Raw genomic sequence first — 15,892 nt, 5'->3', positions numbered from 1 at the left:
ACCGCACGCATCCTATTTTTGTGATGAATATGTAAATTCTTTGTATTGCAAAAAGTAACAAAACCATAACAATAACGTTGATTAACGCCTGCGCAGGCAGCGCTTAACCGAGGTGTACCGCTCATGATCGTTCCCGTCCAACTATCCACTCTGCCCGTCACACCCTGGAAAAATGGCGCAGGCGAGACCCGTGAGATAGTCTGTGTGCCTTCACCTGATGCCCCTTTTTTATGGCGAGCCAGCATTGCCACTCTGCAAAATGATGGTCCGTTTTCCTGCTTTCCCGGCGTCGATCGGGTCATTACCCTGCTGACCGGGCAACCGCTCCGCCTGAAAGGCGAAGCTATCGATCACCCTTTAGCGTTGTGGCAACCCTGGGCTTTTGCCGGCGAGTGGCCGCTGCGTAGCGAAGGGATCCGCGAGCGCGGTCTCGACTTTAATATCATGACCCAGCGCAGTCGCGCCGCCGCCGAGGTACGCGTCGTGGACGATGTACAGACCCCCGGCGACGAAGGCGTCGCGTGGGTATTACAGGGTCGCTGGCAACTTGGTGAACGGCAATGTGAAGCGCAATCGGGTATTTTCTGGCGCCAACAAGCGCCGGGCGAACTCGCGCCGCTAACGACGGACGCCCTGCTTTTACTCACCACGATCGTGCGCCGTTAACCGCAGAAATTTCGGCAACGCGTTGGGATCTGTCGCTAAAACACAGTGATTATCCGGTGATATACTGGAGCAAGCGCATTTATCATTACGCGCTGCGTTGCGACAGGCGACACAAAAAATCGTGACACAAGGGGTCTTCAGTGGGATATAATTCCCGGCTAAATTTGAGTTATTTTGAAATAACAACGTTAACCTTTTGATTGTTAGAGTAAAAATAAGCAATAACGATAAGGATTAAAGCTATGGGTTTTCTTTCCGGTAAGCGCATTCTGATCACTGGCGTGGCCAGTAAACTGTCCATCGCCTACGGTATTGCGCAAGCAATGCACCGTGAAGGGGCTGAACTGGCATTCACCTATCAGAACGAAAAACTGAAAGGCCGCGTAGAAGAGTTTGCTGCTGCGCTGGGTTCCAACATTGTGCTGCCGTGCGATGTGGCTGAAGACGAAAGCATCACCGCGCTGTTCACTGAGCTTGAGAAAGTATGGCCGAAATTTGATGGTTTCGTGCACTCTATCGGTTATGCGCCGGCTGACCAGTTAGATGGCGACTATGTCAATGTCGTAACTCGCGAAGGTTTCAAAATCGCCCACGACATCAGCGCCTACAGCTTCGTGGCGATGGCGAAAGCCTGCCGCGCGATGCTGAACCCGAACTCCGCGCTGCTGACCCTCTCCTATCTGGGCGCTGAGCGCGCGATCCCGAACTATAACGTTATGGGTCTGGCGAAAGCGTCTCTGGAAGCCAACGTCCGCTATATGGCGAACGCGATGGGTCCGGAAGGTATTCGTGTTAACGCCATCTCCGCCGGTCCGATCCGCACCCTGGCGGCATCCGGTATCAAAGATTTCCGTAAAATGCTGGCGCACTGCGAAGCGGTCACCCCGATCCGTCGCACCGTCACCATCGAAGACGTCGGCAACAGCGCGGCTTTCCTGTGCTCTAACCTGTCTGCGGGTATCTCCGGCGAAGTCGTTCACGTTGACGGCGGCTTTAACATCGCTGCGATGAACGAACTGGAACTGAAATAAGTTCCTTATCCTCCTCACCCCGGTGAGGAGGATCTTTCCCCCCCCTCTCTACCTACGCTTTTCCTCTGTTATTCCAATCCGCTATTTATTAGTACGTATCAATATTTTCTCCTGCTTCAGGGTTACGCCAGGATAGTTGTGCATAGAGGTACCGCGAAACGGCGGTTCGCCACCTACCGAACAAGGAACGCCCATGGAGCAACGCCGCGTGTATGGCAAAAACCACTGGTATCACGAGACCCAGTCAACCAACAGCCCGGTCGAGGTTCTTCCTCTGGTGCCAGAAGCCGCTGACGTTGATGACCGTTTTTTGCTCGATCTGTCGCTTGCAGCCGATGTCAGCCACCCCCATGAAGGCTGGCTGGCGCCCGCGCGTCAATTGGCAAAGGTACTTTTCCCGGACAGCGTCACGGTAACCCGATTACAAACCTTCAGCGCCTACGACCGTCTCAGCACCGCCTTGACCGTCGCTCAGGTCTACGGCGTACAGCGCTTATGTAACCACTATGCCGCGCGTCTGGCGCCGTTGCCGGGCCCTGACTCCTCACGAGAGAGTAATCGCCGACTGGCGCAGATTACCCAGTACGCACGCCAGTTAGCCAGTTCCCCTTCGGTTATCAACGAGGTCTCCCGCCGCCAGCTTGATGAGGTCGGACTGACCAGCCGCGATATTGTGTTAATTAACCAGATTATTGGTTTCGTGGGCTTTCAGGCCCGCGCGGTAGCTGCCTTTCAGGCCGCGCTCGGACAACCGGTACGCTGGCTTCCGGGTATGCCGCAGCAGGAAGATGCCCCGTCAGAACGCTTCACGGACGTGACAGGAGAGTGGTCTGCGGATATCGATGATGCCGACCTGCGTTACGCCAATGACGATAGGCAAGCAAGGCTCGCCGCATGGCACCGTCATCCCGGCCTACAGCCTCTCGCCCCTATTCTGGCAACGGATGAAGGGGCGTTAGCGCTGCTGCATCAACTGCTAACTGAACTGGATAACTCTGCGCAGCCCTTAAGCACAATGGCGGCGTTGCTGGCGGCGCGAATCAACGGTAGCGTCAGCTGTTTTAACGCCTGGGCAGCGCGCTGGACAGCTGATAACGGATTGTTGCAAGCATTGCGCGGCGATGAACGAACGATTCAGCGCTGGGCGCAAAGCCATTCTTTGGAACACGTTTTCCTGCAGGCGGCGCAGCTATTGACCCGTGCGCCGGACCGTTTTAGCGCCGCACAGCTAACTCCCCTCACTGAATATGGGCTTTCCCGCATTGAGGCTATCAATCTGCTGGCGTGGTGCGGCCTCTGCGGCTGGCTGAACCGGCTTAAAATCGCCCTCGGCGAGGTACGTCAAGCGACGTAAAATGCTGAAACAGCGCTTGCTGAGGCAGGCATATTCGCGTAAAAATGTCAGCCGCTCTTTTAGCCACGAAAAAACCTAATTATGTTTCAGGACAACCCGCTGCTAGCGCAGCTTAAACAGCAATTGCATTCCCAGACTCCGCGCGTTGAAGGGGTCGTTAAAGGTACGGAAAAAGGTTTTGGCTTCCTCGAAGTCGACTCGCAGAAAAGCTACTTCATTCCGCCGCCGCAAATGAAAAAAGTGATGCATGGCGATCGTATTATCGCCGTGGTCCATACGGAAAAAGAACGTGAAAGCGCCGAGCCGGAAGAGCTGGTTGAGCCTTTCCTGACCCGTTTTGTCGGTAAAGTGCAGAAAAAAGACGATCGCCTGTCTATTGTTCCTGATCATCCGCTGCTGAAAGACGCCATCCCTTGCCGCGCCGCGCGTGGCGTTGAACACGACTTCAAACAGGGTGACTGGGCGGTGGCTGAAATGCGTCGCCATCCGCTGAAAGGCGACCGCGGATTTTATGCCGAATTAACGCAGTTCATCACCTTTAGCGACGATCATTTCGTGCCATGGTGGGTGACGCTGGCGCGTCATAACCTGGAAAAAGAAGCGCCGAATGGCGTTGCTACCGAGATGCTCGATGAAGGACTGGAACGTCGCGATCTGACGGCGCTTGAGTTCGTGACCATCGACAGCGCCAGCACCGAAGATATGGACGATGCGCTATATGTAGAGCGCGCCGACGACGGTAAACTGCTGCTGACCGTCGCTATCGCCGATCCGACGGCGTGGATTGCCGAGGGCAGCAAACTGGACAACGCGGCGAAAATCCGCGCCTTCACCAACTATCTGCCGGGCTTTAATATCCCGATGCTGCCGCGCGAACTGTCTGATGATTTGTGCTCGCTGCGCGCCAACGAAGTGCGCCCGGTGCTCGCCTGCCGCATGACCCTGGCAGCCGACGGCGCCATTGAAGATAATATCGAATTCTTCGCCGCGACCATCGAATCAAAAGCCAAACTGGCTTATGACGACGTCTCCAACTGGCTGGAAAATATCGGCGCCTGGCAACCTGCCGATGACGCTATCGCGCAGCAAATCAAACTGCTGCAGGAAGTCTGCCAACGCCGCAGCGAATGGCGTCAAACCCACGCCCTGGTGTTCAAAGACCGCCCTGATTATCGCTTCGTGTTGGGTGAGAAAGGTGAAGTACTGGATATCGTTGCCGAACCTCGCCGCATCGCCAACCGCATTGTTGAAGAGTCAATGATTGCCGCTAATATCTGCGCGGCACGCGTGCTGCGCGATAACCTCGGCTTCGGCGTATATAACGTGCATACCGGTTTCGACCCGGCTAACACCGAGCAACTGGCCGCGCTGCTAAAAACGCACGATGTACACGTTGATCCGCAGGAAGTCCTGACGCTCGAAGGTTTCTGTAAACTACGCCGCGAACTGGATGCCCAGCCTTCAGGTTTCCTTGATAGCCGCATCCGCCGCTTCCAGTCGTTCGCTGAGATTAGCACCGAGCCGGGCCCACACTTCGGCCTTGGGCTGGAAGCTTACGCGACCTGGACTTCGCCAATCCGTAAATACGGCGATATGATCAACCACCGTCTGTTAAAGGCCATCATTAAAGGCGAGACCATTGGCCGCCCGCAGGATGATGTCACCGTGCAGATGGCGGAACGTCGTCGTCTGAACCGTATGGCGGAACGCGACGTCGCAGATTGGCTGTACGCTCGCTTCCTCAACGATAAAGCCGGAACCGATACCCGTTATGCGGCAGAAATCATTGATGTCAGCCGCGGCGGCATGCGCGTACGCCTGGTTGATAACGGCGCTGTCGCCTTTATCCCGGCACCTTTCCTGCACGCGGTACGCGATGAACTGGTTTGCAGCCAGGAGAACGGAACCGTACAGATTAAAGGTGAAGTCGTTTATAAAGTCACCGATGTTATCGACGTGACTATCGCTGAAGTCCGTATGGAAACCCGCAGCGTCATCGCCCGTCCGGCGGCGTAACGCTTTTATGGCCCCTGCCCAGGGGCCATACATTTCTCGTTTTGAGTGAATATCGCCAGCTGCGCAAGGATGTGCGTTTTTTTCGCTTCTCTTTTGCAGTCGTTTTTTGCATCATTGATTTCATTCATTTTTGTAACCAGGATAATGCTATGTCTGATCTGAATGCCCGCCTGCTCGCCCAACGTATCGATACCGTGCTGGATATTCTGGTTGCCGGAGATTATCACTCGGCTATCCATAACCTGGAGATCCTCAAAGCCGAGCTGCAGGCGTTGTCTCACGACGAGCCAGAGAAGGACTCAGGGCAAACGAAAGCGCCGTGGGAAATCTGATTCATTCCTGTCCCCCAGCACGCCCGAAGGCCTGCTGGGCGCCGTATAGACCTCTAACTGTGATGTAGCTATGAACGCCCGACAACAAAGTATTTTACAAATGGTCATCGATAAAGGCCGCATGAGCGTTGCCGATCTGGCCAGGATGACCGGTGTCTCCGAAGTCACTATTCGTCAGGATCTGAATTCGCTGGAAAAGCAAAGCTATCTGCGCCGCACCCACGGCTTTGCCGTACCGCTTGATAGCGAAGACGTCGAAACCCGCATGATGACCAACTTTGCCATTAAGCGTGAACTCGCCGCGCGCGCCGCGTCGCTGGTAGCGGCCGGAGAGACGGTGTTCATCGAAAATGGCAGTTCAAACGCCCTGCTGGCCCGCACGCTGGCGGAACGCGGTGATATCACGATCATCACCGTTAGCAGCTATATCGCGCATTTACTCAAGGAAACGCCGGGTGAGGTCATTCTGCTGGGCGGCATTTATCAGAAACGCAGTGAAAGCATGGTTGGCCCGTTAACCCGTCAATGCATCCAGCAGGTGCACTTCAGCAAGGCATTTATCGGCGTTGACGGCTGGCAGAGTGAAACTGGTTTTACCGGCCGCGACATGATGCGCGCCGATGTGGTTAACGCAGTGCTGGAAAAACAGTGCGAAGCTATTGTGCTCAGCGACAGTTCGAAATTCAGCGTCGTGCATCCTTATCCACTGGGCCCAATTGCCCGTTTCAATCGCGTCATCACCGACAATAACCTGAGCGAAACTATTCGCCAGCAGCTCTGCGCAAGCGGTTTAACCCTCGATATTGTCAACCCCGCCTAATCGCTTCCGCCAGCGCCCAGGAATGGCGTTGGCAGCCCCTCTGTGTCTGAGAGTATTCTGACCTGCAATTAAGATTTTTTACCTGACGTTAAATTTTAAAATAAGTAGAATTATTATTAGCGATATAACAGGAAGTGACTATCACCTGCGTGATTAGAGCAACACCTGCGCAACTTAAGTTTCATGGAATAACCCTTAAGTCATAGTCAGTTGCTATGCTTAAAGGAAGTTGTATCCATGAATAGATTATTCAGGAGAATAAAATGATGACTTCGATGAGCAAAAAAATGGCTGCGGCCGTACTGGCGGTTACTGTAGTAATGTCCCTGAGCGCTTGCTCTAACTGGTCTAAACGCGACCGTAACACCGCAATCGGCGCAGGCGCCGGCGCACTGGGCGGCGCGGTATTAACTGACGGCAGCACCCTGGGCACCCTGGGCGGCGCAGCGGTTGGCGGCATCATTGGCCACCAGGTTGGTAAATAACCACCCCGCGTATTAAATTAATAATAATTTCGTAGTTACTGACTCACGCATCTACAAATAATTAAGGCCACGGTAAATACCGTGGCCTTGTTGTTTATTTCGCAGAAATTATCTTAGCCACCCGCTAATTTCACTTTCATCCCTTTGGCTTCCAGCAGTGATTTCAGCAAGTCGCGTTTATCACCCTGAATTTCAATCACTCCATCTTTCAGTGAACCGCCGCAGCCGCATTTCTTTTTCAGCTCAGCGGCCAACTTCGCCAGCGCGTCATCATCGAGATCGATACCGGTAATCAGGCAGACGCCCTTCCCTTTGCGCCCGCTGGTCTGGCGTTGAATACGCACAATACCATCGCCCTTCGCTCTTTGCGGCGCCGCTTTCGGCTCTTCGATACGTCCGCTCTCGGTAGAGTAAACCAGGCGGCTGTTAGAATCGCTCATTACGCCTCCAATTTCAGCGACGCGTTGATCGCCGCAAGCGTTGCAGCCGGATCGGCTGACTGGGTAACCGGTCGGCCGATTACCATATAATCAACCCCCGCCTGCTGCGCCTGTTCCGGAGTCATAATCCGGCGTTGGTCGCCAGCATCACTGCCTGTGGGGCGGATCCCTGGGGTAACTAACTTAAATTCTTGTCCTAACTCTTGTTTAAAGCGGACGGCTTCCTGCGCTGAGCAGACGACGCCGTCGAGACCACAGCGTTTGGTTAGCGCCGCCAGTTTAGCAGCATGATCGGCTGGAGAAAGCGTAATACCGAGATCCTGTAAATCGCTGGCCTCCATGCTGGTCAGTACGGTGACCGCTATCAGTAACGGCGCCTCTTTCCCAAACGGCAGCAGCGCCTCGCGGGCGGCAGTCATCATACGCGCGCCGCCGGAAGCGTGGACGTTTACCATCCATACGCCAAGCTCTGCGGCGGCGGCGACCGCGCGTGCGGTGGTGTTCGGGATATCGTGGAATTTCAGGTCGAGGAATACTTCAAAGCCGCGCTGATGCAGGTCGCGAACAAACTGCGGGCCCAGCAGCGTGAACATCTCCTTACCTACCTTCAACCGGCAATCGCGCGGATCGATTCGATCAACAAAGGCTAACGCCTTATCGCGGTTATCATAATCAAGCGCAACAACCACGGGAGAAGATGTGATAACGCGAGGAGAAGAGCTAGCAGTAGACGTCATGACCGGACCTTAATTGTTGATGGGCGCCTGCACGGCGCAAAAAAGGTAAACGGGCAGCATTCTACCTGCGAACCAGGGAAAATGACAGGCTGGTTTTGCCCGGCTACAGACAAAAGCGGGCACGTGGTAACAGAAACGGGTACGGTAAAATACAGATAAGTATGTTGTAACTAAAGCCAGGTTTTTTTTAGATGTTACTGGCCATCAAGGCCGCGAATCGGCTTGATAGTCGCCCACGAACGGCAGGACGGGCAGTGCCAGTACAGGGTGTGGGAAGTAAAACCGCACTTCTGGCAGCGGTAACGCGGTTTGCTCCGCACCTGCTCGCCAACCATGTTGCGCAGAACCCCCAGGCTCGCCTTCGCGCGCCCTTCTTCCGCCTCATTAAGATGGTAGTCCATCAGTTTATGGAACACGCGCATCGTCGGGTGGCGTTCCAACTGGCGAGTCACATAGCTCTGTGCGGCCTCGGCGCCTTCCTGCTGCTCGATAATTTGCGCCAGCATAAGCTCCGCGGTCGCCCCGGTGTTCTCTTCGACACAGCGGCGCAGGAACGCTTCCCACTCCTCATGCTTACCCAACTGCTGATAACAGGTTTGCAGCATTTCCAGGGTTTCACCAACCAGTTCTTTATCCTGGCCAATCACCCGTTCCAGGTTTTCTACCGCTTTCGCGTAGTCGCCTTTTTCCATCCACACGCGCCCCATCATAATCGAGACGCGGGCGCTGTTACGGTCCGCTGACGCGCCTTTTTTCAGCAGCGTCATTGCTTTATCGAGATCGTTACTGGCCATCTGCTGCAGCGCCAGCTCACACCAGAAGTTGGCGATATCGCTGCGATGTTTCTCTTTGCCCAATTTTACCAGCCTTTCGGCGACTTCAATCGCGGACTGCCAATCGCTGGTTAGCTGGTAGATTTGTAGCAGTTGCTGTAGCGCGCCCAGGCGGAAGTCGGTTTCATCCACCAGCTGCTTGAACATATCTTCCGCGCGATCGTACAGGCCGGCGGCCATGTAATCGCGCCCCAGTTGTTGGACGGCAAGCAGGCGCTGATCGTAGGTGAGAGAGGCGCTCTCCATCAGGCTTTGGTGAATGCGGATGGCGCGGTCGACTTCACCACGCGAACGAAACAGGTTGCCAAGGGTCAAGTGGGCTTCAACGGTGCCGGTATCCTCTTTTAACATATCGAGGAACAGATCTACGGCTTTGTCCTGCTGATTGCTCAGCAGGAAGTTGACCCCGGCCACGTAATCACGCGACAGGCGACTAGCATCGTCCTGTTTGGACTGTTGTGCGCTCCTGCGCCCCATATACCATCCATAGGCAGCGGCAACGGGAAGAAGCAGAAACAACAACTCCAGCATAGAAGGTTATTCCTTGACCGCAGGGACGCCGGCATCAGCAGGCGCTACGGTCACTGGCGCGATCTGCTGCTCCAGGCGTTTAATTTTACGTTCGGCGCGCGCCAGCGATACACGAACCCGCAGCCAGAACAGGCCGCAAATCAGCCAGCCAATCGCAAACCCGGCAGCGAATAACACCGCTAGCAACGTGGAGATGCGGAATTCACCCTGCGCGAGCAAATAGTTGAACGTGACCAGTTGGTCGTTTTGCGCACCCAGCGTCACAGAAATGACGAAGATAGCTAACACCAGTAAGAAAATAAGTAAATATTTCACATGACTTCCCGTTCTGTGGGTTGCGCGAGTAAAACGCGTTCAAGCCCTATAAAGTATCATTTTCACCGCAGTGGTGAAATGGAAAAGCATGACACCCGTCATGATATGCGGCCAGGTGTCGCGAAATTCAACATAAACGGCGTCAGGTTGCGCGTTTTTTGATATCCGTCGCCTCTTCGACAGGCGGGGTTAACGGGCCGCAAAAACGCTGCGTGAGCCAGGTCGCCGCGGTAACCAGCAGCCAGGAAAGGCTGGTCGCCACGATAAGATCCTGCGGCCAGTGCATGCCTAACGCCAGGCGGCTGCCCATGACCGCAGTAGCCCACCCCAACAGCAGGCCGATAGTCACCCAGCGCCGACGTGGCCACAACAGTCCTACCCCCAGCAGCGCCCAACTGGCGGCAAACATGGTATGGCCGGACGGAAAGGCAAAACCGGTCTCTTTTTGCCAGTGTTTACGCAAGAATCCCGGTATTGTCTGTTGTTCAGCCAATTGCTCATGCACCAGTTTAGCGCGTTCTTTACGTTTTAACTCATAGAATTGCGCCACCGGTACCTGTTGGGTTCTTTCTAACCAAATCACAAATGGCCGTGGTTCCTGCACCCGTTCTTTGATCCAGGATTTAAGCCCCTGACCTGCCAGGATGGCGGCGCCGAGAATGAGAAACAGCACCAGCGCTTCGCGCAGACGAAACCGTAAACACCACAAAAACCAGCCAAATAGCGCTACATGAGTAATTATTCCCCACGGCTGGGTGACGGTTTCAGTCACCCAGTACCACATTTTCAACATGGCCGGGGCTTGACCCGGCTGCCACTGCCAGCCGGAGAGCCAGACTATAACGGGCATAACAAGCAATAGCGCCGCCCCGATGGCGGTCCTTTTGGCAATCAACAGCATCATATCTCCTTCTCTTTCCTTCTGAATATCATAACGGAAAGTAGATCGTTTGTGCGCTTTCCGCGCAGGCGGTCGTTGGTAATTAGGAGAACGTCGCGGCGTTGTGGCAAAATAGTAGTAAACAGAAAGCACATTCAGGTGCTGTCAGAATCTGGAGAATCACATGCAGCTTAAACGTGTGGCAGAAGCCAAACTGCCAACCCCCTGGGGCGATTTCCTGATGGTGGGCTTTGAAGAACTGGCAACCGGGCAGGATCATGTCGCGCTGGTGTATGGCGATATTTCGGGGCAAGCCCCGGTACTGGCTCGCGTACACTCAGAATGTCTGACGGGCGATGCCCTTTTTAGTCTGCGTTGTGATTGCGGTTTTCAGCTGGAAGCGGCGCTGTCGCACATCGCTGAAGAGGGGCGCGGGATCCTGCTTTATCATCGTCAGGAAGGCCGAAATATCGGTTTGCTGAATAAAATTCGCGCCTACGCGCTTCAGGATCAAGGCTACGATACCGTCGAAGCCAACCACCAGCTAGGTTTTGCCGCCGATGAGCGCGATTTTACGCTGTGCGCCGATATGTTCAAACTGCTCGGCGTTGAGCAGGTTCGACTGTTGACCAACAACCCGAAGAAAGTCGAAATTCTGACCGAGGCGGGAATCAATATCGTCGAACGCGTTCCGCTCATCGTCGGCCGTAACCCGAAAAACGAACACTACCTGGATACCAAAGCGGCCAAGATGGGGCATCTGCTGAATAAATAAGTCAGCTCCAGAATGAATCAGGGCCAGCATTCGCTGGCCCTTTCTTTTACAGCATATTACGAATCACATAATGCAGAATGCCGTCATTCTGATAGTAGGTAAGTTCAGTCGCGGTATCGATACGACAGCGACACTGAATGACCTCCTGCTGTCCATCGGCGCGGGTGATGGTGACTGGAACCGTTGCCGCAGGATGCAGCGCCTGCAGGTTACTGATATCGATCCGCTCTTCGCCGGTCAGCTGTAGCGTTTTACGCGTCACGACTTGCGGAAACTCCAACGGTAATATCCCCATGCCAATAAGGTTGGAGCGGTGAATACGCTCGAAGGACTCGGCAATCACTACCCGCACGCCCAACAGACGCGGCCCTTTTGCCGCCCAGTCGCGGCTGGAACCTGAACCATATTCTTTACCGGCAATCACCGCCAGAGGCGTGCCCTCGGCTTTATACAGCATAGCCGCATCGTAGATGGCAACAGGCTGCGTGTCTGGTAAATGACGCGTCATCCCCCCTTCCACGCCCGGCACCATTTCGTTACGGATACGAATATTGGCAAAGGTACCGCGCATCATCACCTCATGGTTGCCACGTCGTGAACCATAAGAGTTGAAATCGGCGCGCGCCACGCCGTGCTCCTGCAAATAGCGTCCTGCAGGGCTGTCTGCCTTGATACTTCCTGCCGGAGAGATATGGTCGGTGGTCACCGAATCGCCTAACATCGCCAGGATCCGCGCGCCGTGAATATCTTCTACCGGTTTCGGCTCAACGCCCATCTCATCAAAGAATGGCGACAGGCGAATATAGGTAGAGTCATCCTGCCAGCGATAGGTATCGGAACGGTCTACCTGAATAGCTTTCCACTCCTCGGTACCTTCGAAGACTTCGGCATATTCTTTACGGAACATCTCGGTGGAAACCTGCTGCACCGCGCGAGCAATCTCCTCGCCGCTCGGCCAGATATCCTTCAGGAACACCGGCTTACCGTCTTTACCAACCCCAAGCGGTTCACGGGTCAGGTCAATGTTCATATTGCCAGCCAGCGCATAGGCCACGACCAGCGGTGGCGACGCCAGCCAGTTGGTTTTCACCAGCGGATGGATACGACCTTCGAAGTTGCGGTTACCGGAGAGCACCGCCCCCACGGTCAGGTCACCTTTTTTAATTGCCTCTTCGATAGGTTCCGGCAGCGGCCCGGAGTTACCGATACAGGTTGTACAACCATACCCTACGAGGTTAAAGCCCAATTCATCGAGATAAGGCGTCAAACCGGCATGCGCCAGATAATCAGAAACCACTTTCGAACCCGGCGCCAGCGAGGCTTTCACCCACGGCTGCGGTTTCAGGCCACGCTCAACGGCGTTCTTCGCCAGCAGGCCGGCGGCCATCAACACGCTCGGGTTGGAAGTATTGGTACATGAAGTGATTGCCGCAATCGCCACCGCGCCTTCCGGCAGCGAATAGCGTTGCCCATTGAGAGTATAATCAACCGGCTGACGCGATTTTTGCGTTTGATTCACTTCCAGTTCGTTGCTGGCGGCAAACGCTTTCGGCACATCGCCCAACGCGACGCGGTCCTGCGGCCGTTTCGGCCCGGCGAGGCTGGCCTCAACCGTACCCATATCCAGCGCCAGGGTGCTGGTGAATACCGGCTCATCGCCCGTCTGGCGCCACATCCCCTGCGCTTTGGCATAAGCTTCAACCAATGCCACCTGCTCTTCGCTGCGCCCGCTCAGGCGCATATAGCTGAGAGTTACCGCATCGATCGGGAAGAAGCCGCAGGTCGCGCCATATTCTGGCGACATATTCGCAATGGTGGCCCGGTCGGCCAGCGGTAACGAGTCGAGACCGTCGCCGTAGAATTCTACGAACTTGCCAACCACACCATGTTTGCGCAGCATCTGGGTCACTGTCAGCACCAGGTCAGTCGCGGTGATCCCCTCACGCAGTTTACCGGTCAGCTTGAAACCGACGACATCAGGTATGAGCATGGATACCGGCTGCCCAAGCATCGCCGCTTCCGCTTCAATCCCGCCGACGCCCCACCCTAATACGCCCAGACCGTTAATCATGGTGGTGTGCGAATCTGTACCCACCAGCGTATCCGGGTAAGCCACCCATTCGCCATCCTGTAGTTCGCTCCACACGGCACGGCCGAGATATTCAAGGTTCACCTGGTGGCAGATCCCGGTTCCCGGAGGCACAACGCTAAAGCGGCTGAAGGCCTGCTGCCCCCAGCGCAGGAAAGCATAACGTTCGTGGTTTCGCTCCATTTCAAGGCGCACGTTATCTTCAAAGGCGTTTTCATTACCAAAACGGTCCACCGTTACCGAGTGGTCAATCACCAGGTCAACCGGCGAGAGCGGATTCACCTTTGCCGTATCGCCGCCCAGCCGTTTTACCGCTTCACGCATGGCGGCTAAATCGACCACCGCCGGTACGCCGGTAAAATCCTGCATCAATACGCGCGCCGGACGATAGGCTATTTCGCGGTCGGCATGCGCTTTCTGCAGCCAGCCGGCCAGCGCCTGAATATCTTGTTCCGTCACCGACTCGCCATCCTGCCAGCGCAGGAGGTTTTCAAGCAGAACTTTGAGGGATTTGGGCAGTCGGGTGAGATCGCCCAGTTGTTTAGCGGCCAGCGCCAGGCTGTAGTAATGGTAGGTTTTGTCTTTGACCTGTAGCGTATCCTTACTGGCTGCTCGTAGTGTTGACGACATAGCTCCTCCTTTATCACAGGGATGCATGCCCTGAACTCCTCAGGGTCTTTATAAAAGATAACACAAACTTGACATAACACTTTGATAACAACTCAAATTGCTAAAATTGACAAAACCATACAGTTCAGAAATTTTGAAGATAACAGTGTTACAGCACGGAGATATTTGATGAGGTTGAGTAAGTTCCGATCCTATTCTCTGAACGGGAAAAGAAAAAGAGCTAATCACGGATAGACAATGATTAGCTCAGGATGGATTAACATTTAAAGCTGATAAGTCGGAAAATAATTTCTTCCACCGTGTTCCACAATTCCGGGTGCTAATTTTACCAACCTCCTTTTGTCACAAAAGTGAAATATAACCTTCTCTGATAAACTGCTTTAGCTAATAATCCAGATGAATAATGCAACGATGCACCAGAAAGCGCTAAGCCCCATCAGTAGTGAGCCCCAGACCTGACTGCGCAGCGTTGGATCGATTTCCGCTTTGTGACGTTCATACGACATCGCGAGCTTTGCATAATCGATATTGTTTATCATTTCATCACCACCAATTGCTAAAATCATCAGGTACAGATAAATCTTAATAAGATATATAAAATAGATCCAGCTAATTCAGGAACAGGTAAAAGGCTTTTAACCGTTATTTTGATCGCAGCGGGTATATTGGAGAAATAACGAAGTGAAAATCCGTAGAAATGTGATTACAACGAGGTTTATAAGTTCTGATAAGGTCCATAATAGAAAATGGCACTCCCCGGAGGAAATGCCATTTATCAATTCGATTATTTTTCCGGCAGTTTAATATCTTTGAACATGGCCTCTATATCCTCATTCGAACGTAGCGCCACGGCCGTATCGACCACATCTCGCGTCAAATGCGGCGCAAAACGTTGAATAAAATCATACATATAACTCCTGAGGAAGGTGCTTCGGCGGAAGCCTATCTTGGTGGTGCTGTGGCTGAAAATACCATTGGCATCGAGTTTTACCAGGTCTGGATCGGACACGGGATCGACCGCCATGCTGGCAATAACTCCAACGCCAAGCCCTAAGCGCACATAGGTTTTGATGACATCGGCATCAGTCGCCGTGAAGACGATACGCGGAGTCAGCCCGGCGCGATTAAACGCGGTATCCAACTCAGAACGTCCGGTGAAGCCGAAGGTATAAGTTACCAGCGGATACTGCGCCAGCTCTTCAATGGTCACCGAACCTTTCGAAGCGAGCGGGTGGTCCGGCGTCACTACAATTGAACGGTTCCAGTGATAGCACGGCAGCATCACCAAATCGTCGTACAGATGCAGCGCTTCGGTAGCAATGGCAAAGTCGGCATTACCCTTCGAAACCGCTTCTGCAATCTGCGTCGGCGACCCCTGATGCATATGCAAAGAGACCCGAGGATAACGCTCAATAAAGCCTTTAATCACTCCAGGGAGCGCGTAACGCGCCTGCGTATGGGTGGTGGCAACGTACAACGAGCCCTTATCCGGCCAGGTGTGCTCGCCTGCCACGGATTTAATGGCCTCAACTTTAGATAACACTTCACGCGCGATGCGAATAATTTCCTGACCGGCTGGAGTGACCTGAGTTAAATGCTTACCGCTGCGGGCAAATATCTGAATTCCCAACTCATCTTCCAGCATGCGTACCTGCTTGCTGATGCCTGGCTGTGAAGTATACAAGCCTTCGGCGGTAGAGGAGACATTCAGGTTATGGTTAACAACCTCAACGATGTAGCGGAGTTGCTGTAGTTTCATGGCTGATATCCGTAAACACGTCAAATGAATCCGCTTAATACCCATTACGTTCAGACTGCTGCCTGCCGGCGGCAAAATGCCAGAGATGCCCTGCGGCACGCCGAACCTGCGCCACAACGCGTGCTGAGACCGATGGTGTATAAGACGATTTAATAATAAAAAAGTGATTCGCTATAACCACTATATCATTTATATCTAC

At 54.0% G+C, this 15,892-nt stretch carries 16 protein-coding genes; 8 read left to right on the top strand and 8 right to left on the bottom strand.

Annotation, left to right across the window (positions count from 1 at the left end; all coding sequences use genetic code 11):
- Positions 1 to 123: 123 nt before the first annotated feature.
- The 7 genes from ABLV78_RS10700 (at position 124) to osmB (ending at position 6,704) form a co-directional block, all read left to right on the top strand.
- Complete coding sequence (locus tag ABLV78_RS10700) at positions 124 to 666, top strand: HutD/Ves family protein (RefSeq protein ID WP_047044990.1); 543 nt, start codon at positions 124 to 126, stop codon at positions 664 to 666.
- 242 nt (positions 667 to 908) lie between these two features.
- On the top strand, positions 909 to 1,697 hold the full coding sequence (fabI, locus tag ABLV78_RS10695; protein ID WP_045393136.1) for an enoyl-ACP reductase FabI: 789 nt from the start codon (positions 909 to 911) through the stop codon (positions 1,695 to 1,697).
- A gap of 193 nt (positions 1,698 to 1,890) precedes the next feature.
- Positions 1,891 to 3,051: a carboxymuconolactone decarboxylase family protein gene (locus tag ABLV78_RS10690; protein WP_047044995.1), complete on the top strand. Its 1,161-nt coding sequence runs from the start codon at positions 1,891 to 1,893 to the stop codon at positions 3,049 to 3,051.
- Between the two features lie 81 nt (positions 3,052 to 3,132).
- Positions 3,133 to 5,067, top strand: coding sequence for an exoribonuclease II (locus ABLV78_RS10685; RefSeq protein WP_047045001.1), 1,935 nt, complete (start codon positions 3,133 to 3,135; stop codon positions 5,065 to 5,067).
- Positions 5,068 to 5,216: 149 nt separating this feature from the next.
- Positions 5,217 to 5,399, top strand: a complete 183-nt coding sequence (locus ABLV78_RS10680) for a YciZ family protein (RefSeq protein ID WP_045393142.1) — start codon at positions 5,217 to 5,219, stop codon at positions 5,397 to 5,399.
- Between the two features lie 70 nt (positions 5,400 to 5,469).
- On the top strand, positions 5,470 to 6,219 hold the full coding sequence (yciT, locus tag ABLV78_RS10675) for a DNA-binding transcriptional regulator YciT (protein ID WP_045393144.1): 750 nt from the start codon (positions 5,470 to 5,472) through the stop codon (positions 6,217 to 6,219).
- Between the two features lie 266 nt (positions 6,220 to 6,485).
- Positions 6,486 to 6,704, top strand: coding sequence for an osmotically-inducible lipoprotein OsmB (osmB, locus tag ABLV78_RS10670; RefSeq protein ID WP_032688354.1), 219 nt, complete (start codon positions 6,486 to 6,488; stop codon positions 6,702 to 6,704).
- A gap of 113 nt (positions 6,705 to 6,817) precedes the next feature.
- On the opposite strand, the gene yciH is transcribed toward osmB, so the two are convergent.
- From yciH to pgpB, 5 genes are all read right to left on the bottom strand, one after another.
- Complete coding sequence (gene yciH, locus ABLV78_RS10665) at positions 6,818 to 7,144, bottom strand: stress response translation initiation inhibitor YciH (RefSeq protein ID WP_045393146.1); 327 nt, start codon at positions 7,142 to 7,144, stop codon at positions 6,818 to 6,820.
- On the bottom strand, positions 7,144 to 7,881 hold the full coding sequence (gene pyrF / locus ABLV78_RS10660) for an orotidine-5'-phosphate decarboxylase (protein WP_045393148.1): 738 nt from the start codon (positions 7,879 to 7,881) through the stop codon (positions 7,144 to 7,146). Before pyrF ends, yciH begins: the two co-directional genes overlap by 1 nt.
- A gap of 194 nt (positions 7,882 to 8,075) precedes the next feature.
- The gene (gene lapB, locus ABLV78_RS10655) at positions 8,076 to 9,245 is read right to left on the bottom strand and encodes a lipopolysaccharide assembly protein LapB (protein WP_047045008.1); all 1,170 of its coding nucleotides are present in this window, start codon (positions 9,243 to 9,245) and stop codon (positions 8,076 to 8,078) included.
- 6 nt (positions 9,246 to 9,251) lie between these two features.
- Complete coding sequence (locus ABLV78_RS10650) at positions 9,252 to 9,560, bottom strand: LapA family protein (protein ID WP_045374686.1); 309 nt, start codon at positions 9,558 to 9,560, stop codon at positions 9,252 to 9,254.
- Between the two features lie 142 nt (positions 9,561 to 9,702).
- Positions 9,703 to 10,461, bottom strand: a complete 759-nt coding sequence (gene pgpB, locus ABLV78_RS10645; protein WP_045393152.1) for a phosphatidylglycerophosphatase B — start codon at positions 10,459 to 10,461, stop codon at positions 9,703 to 9,705.
- 163 nt (positions 10,462 to 10,624) lie between these two features.
- On the opposite strand from pgpB, the gene ribA reads away from it, so the two are divergent.
- Positions 10,625 to 11,215: a GTP cyclohydrolase II gene (gene ribA, locus ABLV78_RS10640; RefSeq protein ID WP_015366227.1), complete on the top strand. Its 591-nt coding sequence runs from the start codon at positions 10,625 to 10,627 to the stop codon at positions 11,213 to 11,215.
- A 46-nt stretch (positions 11,216 to 11,261) separates the two neighbouring features.
- On the opposite strand, the gene acnA is transcribed toward ribA, so the two are convergent.
- The 3 genes from acnA to cysB all read right to left on the bottom strand — a co-directional run bounded on the left by acnA (position 11,262) and on the right by cysB (position 15,693).
- Positions 11,262 to 13,934, bottom strand: a complete 2,673-nt coding sequence (acnA, locus tag ABLV78_RS10635; protein WP_047045010.1) for an aconitate hydratase AcnA — start codon at positions 13,932 to 13,934, stop codon at positions 11,262 to 11,264.
- A 380-nt stretch (positions 13,935 to 14,314) separates the two neighbouring features.
- Positions 14,315 to 14,473, bottom strand: coding sequence for a YmiA family putative membrane protein (locus tag ABLV78_RS10630; protein ID WP_072056445.1), 159 nt, complete (start codon positions 14,471 to 14,473; stop codon positions 14,315 to 14,317).
- A gap of 245 nt (positions 14,474 to 14,718) precedes the next feature.
- Complete coding sequence (gene cysB, locus ABLV78_RS10625) at positions 14,719 to 15,693, bottom strand: HTH-type transcriptional regulator CysB (protein ID WP_015705738.1); 975 nt, start codon at positions 15,691 to 15,693, stop codon at positions 14,719 to 14,721.
- Between the last annotated feature and the right edge of the window lie 199 nt (positions 15,694 to 15,892).

The sequence above is a fragment of the Klebsiella sp. CN_Kp075 genome, from assembly GCF_040065055.2.
Classification (GTDB): domain Bacteria; phylum Pseudomonadota; class Gammaproteobacteria; order Enterobacterales; family Enterobacteriaceae; genus Klebsiella; species Klebsiella aerogenes.
The sequence above is the reverse complement of the archived record's forward strand: the minus strand, read 5'-3'. Positions and strand labels throughout refer to the sequence as shown.

What these genes read in the sequence shown, in the direction of transcription:
- ABLV78_RS10700 (WP_047044990.1), top strand. Translation starts at nt 124, where the DNA reads ATGATCGTTCCCGTCCAACTATCCACTCTGCCCGTCACACCCTGGAAA.
- fabI (WP_045393136.1), top strand. Translation starts at nt 909, where the DNA reads ATGGGTTTTCTTTCCGGTAAGCGCATTCTGATCACTGGCGTGGCCAGT.
- ABLV78_RS10690 (WP_047044995.1), top strand. Translation starts at nt 1,891, where the DNA reads ATGGAGCAACGCCGCGTGTATGGCAAAAACCACTGGTATCACGAGACC.
- ABLV78_RS10685 (WP_047045001.1), top strand. Translation starts at nt 3,133, where the DNA reads ATGTTTCAGGACAACCCGCTGCTAGCGCAGCTTAAACAGCAATTGCAT.
- ABLV78_RS10680 (WP_045393142.1), top strand. Translation starts at nt 5,217, where the DNA reads ATGTCTGATCTGAATGCCCGCCTGCTCGCCCAACGTATCGATACCGTG.
- yciT (WP_045393144.1), top strand. Translation starts at nt 5,470, where the DNA reads ATGAACGCCCGACAACAAAGTATTTTACAAATGGTCATCGATAAAGGC.
- osmB (WP_032688354.1), top strand. Translation starts at nt 6,486, where the DNA reads ATGACTTCGATGAGCAAAAAAATGGCTGCGGCCGTACTGGCGGTTACT.
- yciH (WP_045393146.1), bottom strand. Translation starts at nt 7,144, where the DNA reads ATGAGCGATTCTAACAGCCGCCTGGTTTACTCTACCGAGAGCGGACGT.
- pyrF (WP_045393148.1), bottom strand. Translation starts at nt 7,881, where the DNA reads ATGACGTCTACTGCTAGCTCTTCTCCTCGCGTTATCACATCTTCTCCC.
- lapB (WP_047045008.1), bottom strand. Translation starts at nt 9,245, where the DNA reads ATGCTGGAGTTGTTGTTTCTGCTTCTTCCCGTTGCCGCTGCCTATGGA.
- pgpB (WP_045393152.1), bottom strand. Translation starts at nt 10,461, where the DNA reads ATGCTGTTGATTGCCAAAAGGACCGCCATCGGGGCGGCGCTATTGCTT.
- ribA (WP_015366227.1), top strand. Translation starts at nt 10,625, where the DNA reads ATGCAGCTTAAACGTGTGGCAGAAGCCAAACTGCCAACCCCCTGGGGC.
- acnA (WP_047045010.1), bottom strand. Translation starts at nt 13,934, where the DNA reads ATGTCGTCAACACTACGAGCAGCCAGTAAGGATACGCTACAGGTCAAA.
- ABLV78_RS10630 (WP_072056445.1), bottom strand. Translation starts at nt 14,473, where the DNA reads ATGATAAACAATATCGATTATGCAAAGCTCGCGATGTCGTATGAACGT.
- cysB (WP_015705738.1), bottom strand. Translation starts at nt 15,693, where the DNA reads ATGAAACTACAGCAACTCCGCTACATCGTTGAGGTTGTTAACCATAAC.